A 9,000-nucleotide genomic window follows, 5' to 3' on the forward strand; every position below is an offset into this window, starting at 1 on the left:
CGGCCAGGGGAACCGCGACGATGAGCGCCGGGGGCCCACCGGCCAGGCCCGCGATACCGATCCCGGCTGCGGTCAGGCCGGTGGCCAGCGCGAAAGCGGTCCGCGGGGTCACGCGGCCCGATGGGATCGGCCGGTGTGGCCGTTCCACGGCGTCGACATCGCGGTCCGCCATGTCGTTCAGTGCCATTCCGCCCCAGTACAGGCAGATGGAGGCAGCGGCGAGACCCACGCTCGCCGGGTCCAACCGCCGGCCCACGATCGCCGCGCCGGCGATGGTATCCCCGGGGACGGTCAGTGCGGCGGGCGCTCGCACCAGCTCGACCAGGGCCGCCAGATGCGCAACCGCGGTCATCGGTGCGGTCCCAGTGACCGCGCCCAGGAGCGGAGTGCCTCGTACTGCATGACCAGCCGGTGCTCGTCGGTAGCAACCGGATCCTTGAAGAAGAACGCGAGTTGACCCTGGGGGCCGGCATGCCCCGTCTCGTGGGCCCGGCCGAGGAGACGGACGAGGTCCAACACCAGTGGTGCGGCCAGCGTCGAGTCACAGCCCTGCCAGGTGAACTGGAGCGTCATCCGGACACCGAGAAAACCTTCGAACAGGATGTGGTCCCAGGCGGTTTTCCATTCGCCGAGTTCCGGTACGTTGTCGATGTGGACGATTCCCTCGACCGGATGGCCGAGAACGGATTCGAGGACACGCGACTTCGATCTGGTCTTGCTGTGCGCTCGGGCCGGTTCGGCCAGCGTGGCGCCGTCCCCGCCGCCCAGCAGGTTCGTTCCGCTCCACGAACGCACCGGTAACGCGCGGTGGGCGAACATCGGTGCGAGCGCGGACCTGACCAGGGTTTCCCCGGTTTTGCCGTCGTTACCGGCGTAGGGGACGGCGCAGGCGCGGGAAAGCTCGTCGAGGGCTGGCAGCCCAGCGCCTGCGGACGGCGTGAAGTTGATGTATGAACAGCCCGCGGTGAATGCCGCATAAGCGTAGAGCGAACTCGTCGGAACGACCGATCCAGCCGACGACATCGCCTCCCGAAGACGGCTCAGGGATGCATGGGCTGCTGATTCCGGGGGCGTCGGCTCGGTGGACGCGACATTGACGACTACCACGCGTGCCAGCCGGTGTCGTTGTCGGAACGAAACCAGATCGGCCACCAGCCCCGCAGCCACCTCGGCCTGGGTCCGTCCGGACGGAAGGTCCGTGACACCAAGCTTGATCTCTTTGTCGGCCGCAACCAGCTCGTCCTTGACATGGTCGAGGAGATGCACGGGCACGACGCCGGCCAGCGCGAGCTGCTCGGCGCGTTTCACTAATGGGACGGTGCCGATGTCATGGCCGCCGAACACCAGGTCGTCAAAGCGCGCGAGCGCCGCTGGACGGAAGTCCGAAAGCTCGGTGACGCACCCGACCGGCGAGGTCAACCCGGCACGTATAGCAGCCATGCCAACCATGGTGGTGGTGGCGACGGAACCCCGTGCGCCGATCATCCACATACCGAGGCGGGCGTTTCCAGAAGCCATAACGATCATCCTTTGCGGGATCTCGTTGAATCGTTTTCCGGCGCTGGTAGATGGGTCTCGGTTGTATCGCGTGACATGAAGAACGACTCAGGTTGTCGGGTCGTCACATCGTCGGATTCACGGGCCGGGGCAGCCGGAATTCTTAATTGTATACAACGGCATCCGCGTGATCGCCAGATGTCATCCCTGGGTGCCATGGTGAATTGAGACGCGAAAGGCTTGCTTCGGGTCGACGTTCTTGGTCGGAAAAACGTAATAACCGCCGGTGTGCACTGAATATTAGATTAAAGCAGTCGTACCAAGTGTTAAATTTGGGTTAAATCTGGATATCAAACAAATAATACAAAGGTATTCATAAGGATACCGAACGTAACAATGCTGCGCGCGAGCCTGCTGGCCTGCTGGCCAGTAGCGAGTAGGCGGTCAGGTCAGGCTGGCGCGGAGCGCGCCAGCCTGACCGCGAGGAGTCGACGACCGTGCCGGTGTCGGGGTGTGCAGTCTCAGCGCCAGGCAGTCTCCGCGCCAGGCGGTCTCAGCGCCAGGCGGTCTCGGAGACGGGGGAGCGGCCGAGGAGCGGGCGCCACCACGACTCGTTGTCGCGGTACCAGGCCACGGTCTCCTTCATCCCGTCGGCGAAGCCGATCTCGGGTGCCCAGCCGAGCTCGGCCCGAAGCTTGGACGAGTCGAGCAGGTAACGCCGGTCGTGCGACGGCCGGTCTGGCACGATCGTCTTGAGCGACGCGGACAGGCCCAGTTCGCCGAGGATGGTGTCGGCGATGGTCTCGATGTCGGCCTCCACCCCGCTGCCGACGTGGTAGGTCTCGCCGACCCGGCCCCGTTGGAGAACCACGTCGATCGCGGCGCAGTGGTCGGCGACGTGCAGCCATTCCCGCCGGTTGCGCACGGAGGCGTACAGCGGCAGGTTTTCCCCCTGCAGCGCCCGGGTGACGAACAGCGGGATGACCTTCTCCGGGAACTGGTACGGCCCGTAGTTGTTCGAGCAGTTCGTGATGGTCACGGGCAGGTCGTAGGTCAGGCCGTACGCCCGCACCGCGTGGTCGCCGCCGGCCTTGGCCGCGTTGTACGGCGTACGGGGCAGGTAGGGGGAGTCCTCGGTGAAGGCGCCCGGGTCGTCGAGGGCCATGTCGCCGTAGACCTCACACGTCGAGATCTGGTGAAAGCGCGCCACCCCGACCGTGCGGGCGGCCTCCAGCAGCGTCTGCGTACCGATGACGTTGGTGGAGAAGAACTCACCCGGGCGAATGATCGCCAGGCTGTTGTGCGACTCGGCGGCGAAGTTGACCACGATGTCGACGTGGTGCTCACGCAGCAGCGATTCGACCAGCTCGCGGTCGCGGATGTCGCCGTGCACGAAGGTGATCGCGTCCAACACGTCGCTGAGGTTCTCCCGGCAGCCCGCGTAGGTCAGCGCGTCCAGCGCTACCAGGCGGTCGCCGGCGTGCCGCTCACGCCAGTAGCGGACGAAGTTCGATCCGATGAACCCGGCGGCTCCGGTCACCAGCAGCGTCGACATGGTGTGAACGTCCCCCTTGGAATGAAAGTCGAGATCGGCGGCCGCGGCAGCCGACTGGAGCGCACGGGGCACGCGCCACCTGGAATCCGGCGCAGCCCTGCGCCACCCTCTCATGACCCGGTGACGCCGATCACCGGGGCACACCGACGCGGGCGCGGGTATCCGTACTCTGTGAGTATGGGCTCGGTGGTGACGTTCGCAGCGTCCAGGTCCGTCGCCCTGAAAGTTCTCGGTGTTGACGTTCACGGCTTCGTGAGGGGCCGTGACGCGGGCCGTGTCGTCCTGCTGCCGCGTTTGCTGACGTCTTCCCGGAAGGCCACGTGCACCTATGATCATCGCGTCCGATCTGGAGCTGCGGGCCGGCGCCCGCACACTCATCGAGGCGGTGTCGTTCCGCATCCAGCCGGGTGACCGGATCGGGCTGGTCGGACGCAACGGCGCGGGCAAGACCACCCTGCTCAAGACGCTGGCTCGCGAGACGCTGCCGTTCGCCGGAAAGATCGACGTCCGTGGTGACCTCGGTTACCTCCCGCAGGATCCGCGGGCCGGTGACCCGGCCGACACCGCTCGTGATCGCGTGCTGTCCGCCCGCGGCCTCGACGTGCTCGTGCGGGAGATGGAGAAGCTCCAGCTGGAAATGGCGGAGCTGGTCGACGATGCCGCACGGGACGTGGCGATCCGCCGCTACGGTCGCCTGGAGGAGCGTTTCGGCACCCTCGGCGGGTACGCGGCCGAGGCCGAGGCAGCCCGGATCTGCTCCGCGCTGGGCCTTGCGGACAGAGTGCTCGGCCAGCAGCTTGAGACGCTGTCCGGTGGCCAGCGCCGCCGGGTCGAGCTGGCCCGCATCCTGTTCGCCGGCGCCGGTGACAGCGACGCGACCCTGCTGCTCGACGAGCCCACCAACCACCTCGACGCCGACTCGATCGCCTGGCTACGCGAGTTCCTGCGCTCCCACGACAGCGGGCTGGTTGTGGTCAGCCACGACGTCGACCTGCTCGACCGCTGCGTCAACAAGGTCTTCTACCTCGACGCCACCCGCGCGGCCCTCGACGTCTACAACGTCAACTGGAAGACCTACCTGGCCCAACGGGATCTCGACGAACGCCGCCGCCGCCGGGAGCGGGCCAACGCCGAGAAGAAGATCGACGCGTTGAAGGCCCAGGCCGACAAGATGCGCGCGAAGGCCACCAAGGCCCGTGCGGCCCACCAGATGGACCGCCGGGCCGACCGGCTCGCCGCGGGTCTCGCCGACGTACGGGTCGCCGACCGGGTCGCCAAGCTCCGGTTCCCCGATCCGGCGCCGTGCGGCCGGACCCCGCTGACCGCCACCGGCCTGTCGAAGTCCTACGGATCCCTGGAGGTCTTCGCCGGCGTCGACCTGGCCATCGACCGCGGCGCGCGGGTCGTGATTCTCGGCCTCAACGGTGCCGGCAAGACGACCATGTTGCGGATGCTCGCGGGCGTCGAGTCCCCGGACACCGGCGAGGTCCACCATGGTCACGGGCTGCGGCTGGGGTACTACGCCCAGGAGCACGAGACGCTGGACACCGACCAGTCGGTGTTGGACAACATGCGCGCCACCGCGCCGGGCACCTCCGATGTGGAGCTGCGCCGCATCCTGGGTGCCTTCCTGTTCAGCGGAGACACCGTCGCCCAGCCGGCGGGCACGCTCTCGGGCGGGGAGAAAACCAGGCTGGCACTGGCCGGGCTCGTGTGCAGCGCCGCGAACGTGTTGCTGCTGGACGAGCCCACCAACAACCTCGACCCGGCGTCGCGTGGCGAGGTCCTCGCGGCCCTCGCCACGTTTCGAGGGGCGGTGGTGCTTGTCACCCACGACCCGGGCGCGGTCGAGGCGCTGGCCCCGGACAAGGTGCTCATGCTGCCCGACGGCGTCGAGGACTCCTGGTCCGCGGACCTCGCCGAGTTGATCACTCTCGCCTGACCGGGTAACCGCAACCCGCTGCCGTCGGCCACACCAGTTGTAGCTGTCCAGGGGCGTCGAGCAGGAGCGAGCAGGGGCGTCGTAGCAGGAGCGAGCAGGGGCGTTGAGCAAGGATGGTCGTGTGAGCGCGGAAGGTGGCACGAAGGCGGTTCTGGCCGCGCTGGCGGCCAATCTGGGGATCGCGGTGGCGAAGTTCGTCGCGTTTGTCATCACTCAGTCGTCGTCGATGCTGGCCGAGTCCATCCACTCGGTCGCGGATTCGGGCAACCAGGTCCTGCTCCTGCTCGGTCAGCGGCGCGCCACCCGTCCGGCCGATGAGGAACACCCGTTCGGTTACGGGCGCTCGCGCTACATCGCCGGCTTCCTCGTCGCGATCGTGCTGTTCAGCATCGGTGGCCTGTTCTCGGTCCACGAGGGCGTGGCGAAGCTGCGCCACCCACACGAGCTCGACAGCGCTGCGGTGGCGATCGTCGTCCTGCTCGTGGCGACGGTCCTGGAGGGGTTCTCCCTGCGCACCGCGATCGCCGAAGCCCGCCCGCTCAAGGGTGACGCCTCATGGTGGGGGTTCGTCCACGCCGCCCGTGCCCCGGAACTGCCCGTGGTGCTTCTGGAGGACCTTGCCGCGCTGGTGGGCCTCGTGTTCGCCCTTGCCGGCGTGGGTCTCACGCTGGCAACCGGCGACCCGATCTGGGACGGGGCGGGCACGCTGGCGATCGGCATCCTGCTGCTGACCGTGGCAGTGGTCGTGGCGGTCGAGACCCAGGCGATGTTGGTAGGGGAGGCGGCCACTCCGGCGATGGTCGCCACCATCCGTAGCGCTCTCGCGGGGTCGCCGCATGTCACGCGGGTCATTCATCTGCGCACGCTGCACCTCGGCCCGGATGAACTCCTCGTGGCAGCCAAGATCAGTATGGATGTCGAGCTGACCCTGCCCGCTGTCGCGCGCGCGATCGACGGCGCCGAGGCGGCGCTGCGGGCGGCTGTGCCGATCGCGTGCAGGGTCTACCTGGAGCCGGACATCGTCCACCAACCGGCTGACCGGCTGACCGGCTGACCGGCTGACCAGGAGGCCGGCAGGCGCGTTGCCGGTGAGTCACAGGGTCCCGGGCAGGAAGGCCCGGGCGACAATCGCGCTGAGGGCCCCGACAGTGGTCAGGCCCAGCGGAAGTGTGCCCGCCTGGGTCATGTCGCCCGGGCCCTGCGGGCGTGGGCTCGGTGCCAGCGCGGGTACCAGCAGCCAGCAGTAGAACGGCAGCCAGGACCGCTCGGGATGGGCGCCGGTCAGACCGGTCACCATCCCGAAGCCGATCGCGGGGACGGCGCCGACCAGAAAGGGCCAGCCGGGTGTGAGCCGGACCCGCCGTGCTGCCCGAATGATCGTCGGTCCGCAGGCGGCCAGGACGACCGCGAGACCGGGGGGGACGCGGGCGACCCACGCCGGGACACCCGCGGTGCTACCGGGGATGTGCGTGGTGGCGTGGACGACCTGGTCGTGCGCGACCGCCAGCCCGTCCGGCCAGGAAAACCCCAGGAACGCGGCCACGGACAGCGGCAGCAGGACGCAGCCGCCGGTGATCACGTTGAGCAGTGGTCGCCGCCGGACGAAGTACGTGGCCACTACCGTGATTCCCAGCCACGGCACCGCGTAGCCGCAGAGCGTCGCCACGCCGATTCCCAGGCCGCATCCCGCTGCCCACCGCAGGTGTCTACCCGGTTCGGATCCGATCACCCCGAGCGTGACGAAGGCGGCGGCCAGGGTCGCGGTCACTGCGTCCGCCGCCGGTATCCACACCGCCCACGGTGCCAGCACCAGCACCGGCACAAAGCGGCGGGCGGCCCGGTCGTGGCACAACGACCGGACCGCGATCGCGGCGAGCGGGACGGTGGCCGCGCCCACGACCGTCAGCACGACTCCCAGCGCGCTCGGGGCCCTGATGCCCAGCCGTGTCAGCGCCCACAGCACCAGCACCAGCCCGGGGGGATGTGCCCGGGTGCCGCTGCCGGAAGCGGCCCCCTGGTGGGCCCCCTGGTGGGTGTAGCTCCGCAGGAAGCCCACCGGGTCGGCGTCCGCGGCGGCCACATCCGACAGGTAGCCCGGCCCGTTGCCCAGTGGTCCGGCAAGGCCGCTCAGGCCGTGCACGGAAGCCAACGCGAGCGTCCATGCCAACGACGCCACGTAGGCGGTGATGAGCAGCGTGCCCCACCGCAGCCGGATGTGAACGTCTCGCCATGCGGCGACGATGACCACGGCCAGGACTGCCGGGGCGAGAAGGGACGTCGGCGAAATGTGCGGGCGCCGGTCCGCCGTGAACGGTATGCCGGCGAGCAGCGTCGGCAGCGGTTCGGCTTCGCCTCCGCCGGCGCGCAGGAGCGCGGTCAGGCCCAGACAGGCAATCAGCGCCCCCATCCAGATTGCGATTTCGCCGAACTCGGTCGGGTCTGCGCCGGTGAACGGTAGTCGTGGCAGACGGCTGCGACATCCCCGCGGATCGGAGCTCCCCGATCGAACGGCGGGCCGCAAAGGCGCTCTCATGGCTGCATGCCCGCCGCGATGCCCACATGTGCACCGTAGCCAGGTCGACGGTGCCGGGTTCGGGTGGTGCACGATGTTCACCGGCGCGGATTCGGCGATGGTCGTCGCGACGCGCCGAAGTCACTGTCGGACCAGACAGGGGCGATTAGGGACACTGGCCTTCGCTGACGTTGGTGGATGTGCCGATTCTCCTGCTGCGGTGGGCGAAACAGCCATCGGTCCCGTGTCCGGGCGTTGGTGGTCCGGTGATGGGAAGAAGGGAAAAGCCGAGCGCAGTCGGGGGGTTGGTCGGGCGCGTGAAGAGGACAGTGTGATGGATCACATGCGCTTCGAGTGGCGCGTTCACCGCGACTGAGTGAAGATCGGTTCGCAGATCATCTATCACGGAGGGGGCCACATTGGCCGAGCTTAGGAAAGGAACCCGGATCACCGGCGCGGAGCGCGACAAGCTTGCATCAGAGCTTCGGAAGAAGTATGAGGCGGGTCAGAGCATCCGCCTCCTCGCTGAGTCGTCGGGTCGTTCGTACGGGTTCGTTCACCGGATCCTCTCGGAGTCCGGAACAACTCTGAGAGGCCGGGGCGGCGCAACCCGCGGCAGTAAGAAGAAGAGCGTCTGATCATGTTGCAACCGGCCGCCGCCGATCTGGCGGCGGCCGGTCTGACCCTGACGATCGAGGGTTCGCGGGCGACCGTCACCGTCGATCGTCAGGATCGCGGCGCCGCCTGCGCGCGCGCCGTGCCCGCCGTGGGAGTGCTGGCCGATATCGGGAGATGTCTGCCCGGAAGCATTCGGCTTGTGCTTCTTCGGATCATCGGTGGTTTGCCACCGTTTGATCATGTCCGGGTCGACCCGACCGCTGCCGGCGGCCGGGACCGACCCGGCATGGCCGGTGACTGCCCTGGCATGGCCGGTGACTGCCCTGCCAGCCCTGCCAGCCCTGGCTTCGTTGGCGACCGCCAGTGCGCGCTCGACTGGTTGTCCCGGCCCGACCTGTTCAGCATCGCTGTCGTCAGCGGGTGGGCGGTGGGCGCTCTGCGCCTGGCACTCGCCTGCGACCTGCGGGTCTTCTGTGCGGACGCGTACCTGGCCATGGACGGGATCCGGCACGGTCGCGTTCCGGCGCTCGGGGTATCGGACACGTTGGTCGATCTGGTCGGCTATGGCCGGGCGCTGGACCTCTGCGTGACCGGACGGGCGGTATCCGGCACGCAGGCGTACATGTTGGGACTCGCGGACCGGGTCGCGGCCCCCGTCGATCTGGCGGATGCGGTGGAGGATCTCGCCGCCGCGCTGCTTGCCCCGCCCCGGGGCCTGGCCGTCGAGGTCAAGGCCTTGCTGCTGCACAGCCGCGAGCGCTCCCGACCAGACCAGCGCCGTGCCGAACGCGATGCCCAGCTGCGTGCCGAACGCGATGCCCAGCTCCGCACGTCAGCTGAGGCAGTGCCGCCGGGATGACGGGCCGCCGGCGCGGG

The 9,000-nt window shown here is 68.7% G+C and carries 8 protein-coding genes; 4 read left to right on the top strand and 4 right to left on the bottom strand.

Features of this window, described 5'->3' with window-relative positions:
- The 3 genes from U9977_RS11385 to rfbB form a co-directional block, all read right to left on the bottom strand.
- A partial coding sequence (locus U9977_RS11385; RefSeq protein WP_322749199.1) for a UbiA family prenyltransferase occupies positions 1–352 on the bottom strand: 352 nt, incomplete at its 3' end.
- Positions 349–1,518 carry an inositol-3-phosphate synthase gene (locus U9977_RS11390; RefSeq protein WP_416210561.1) on the bottom strand — a complete coding sequence of 390 codons (1,170 nt, stop codon included), beginning with the start codon at positions 1,516–1,518 and terminating at the stop codon, positions 349–351. The genes U9977_RS11390 and U9977_RS11385, both read right to left, overlap by 4 nt.
- Before the next feature lie 532 nt (positions 1,519–2,050).
- Positions 2,051–3,052 carry a dTDP-glucose 4,6-dehydratase gene (gene rfbB / locus U9977_RS11395; protein ID WP_322749205.1) on the bottom strand — a complete coding sequence of 334 codons (1,002 nt, stop codon included), beginning with the start codon at positions 3,050–3,052 and terminating at the stop codon, positions 2,051–2,053.
- Positions 3,053–3,380: 328 nt separating this feature from the next.
- Here rfbB and U9977_RS11400 point away from each other — a divergent pair, with 328 nt between their 5' ends.
- Together U9977_RS11400 and U9977_RS11405 are read left to right on the top strand one after the other, a co-directional pair.
- Positions 3,381–4,994 (top strand): ABC-F family ATP-binding cassette domain-containing protein, encoded by a 1,614-nt coding sequence (locus tag U9977_RS11400; RefSeq protein WP_322749201.1) that lies wholly within the window; start codon positions 3,381–3,383, stop codon positions 4,992–4,994.
- A gap of 121 nt (positions 4,995–5,115) precedes the next feature.
- Complete coding sequence (locus U9977_RS11405; RefSeq protein WP_322749202.1) at positions 5,116–6,048, top strand: cation diffusion facilitator family transporter; 933 nt, start codon at positions 5,116–5,118, stop codon at positions 6,046–6,048.
- A gap of 39 nt (positions 6,049–6,087) precedes the next feature.
- Here U9977_RS11405 and U9977_RS11410 read toward each other — a convergent pair whose 3' ends face one another.
- Positions 6,088–7,401, bottom strand: a complete 1,314-nt coding sequence (locus tag U9977_RS11410; RefSeq protein ID WP_322749203.1) for a hypothetical protein — start codon at positions 7,399–7,401, stop codon at positions 6,088–6,090.
- Positions 7,402–7,925: 524 nt separating this feature from the next.
- On the opposite strand from U9977_RS11410, the gene U9977_RS11415 reads away from it, so the two are divergent.
- Both U9977_RS11415 and U9977_RS11420 read left to right on the top strand, forming a co-directional pair.
- Positions 7,926–8,144 carry a helix-turn-helix domain-containing protein gene (locus tag U9977_RS11415; RefSeq protein ID WP_131766260.1) on the top strand — a complete coding sequence of 73 codons (219 nt, stop codon included), beginning with the start codon at positions 7,926–7,928 and terminating at the stop codon, positions 8,142–8,144.
- A gap of 2 nt (positions 8,145–8,146) precedes the next feature.
- Entirely contained in the window at positions 8,147–8,983 is an 837-nt protein-coding gene (locus tag U9977_RS11420; protein WP_322749204.1) for an enoyl-CoA hydratase/isomerase family protein, read from the top strand.
- Positions 8,984–9,000 lie beyond the last annotated feature (17 nt).

This window comes from Protofrankia sp. Cas8 (genome assembly GCF_963555845.1).
GTDB lineage: Bacteria > Actinomycetota > Actinomycetes > Frankiales > Frankiaceae > Protofrankia.

Coding starts and splice junctions, on each gene's coding strand:
- U9977_RS11410 (WP_322749203.1), bottom strand. CDS start 7,401: ATGGGGGCGCTGATTGCCTGTCTGGGCCTGACCGCGCTCCTGCGCGCC.
- U9977_RS11400 (WP_322749201.1), top strand. CDS start 3,381: ATGATCATCGCGTCCGATCTGGAGCTGCGGGCCGGCGCCCGCACACTC.
- U9977_RS11390 (WP_416210561.1), bottom strand. CDS start 1,518: ATGGCTTCTGGAAACGCCCGCCTCGGTATGTGGATGATCGGCGCACGG.
- rfbB (WP_322749205.1), bottom strand. CDS start 3,052: ATGTCGACGCTGCTGGTGACCGGAGCCGCCGGGTTCATCGGATCGAAC.
- U9977_RS11420 (WP_322749204.1), top strand. CDS start 8,147: ATGTTGCAACCGGCCGCCGCCGATCTGGCGGCGGCCGGTCTGACCCTG.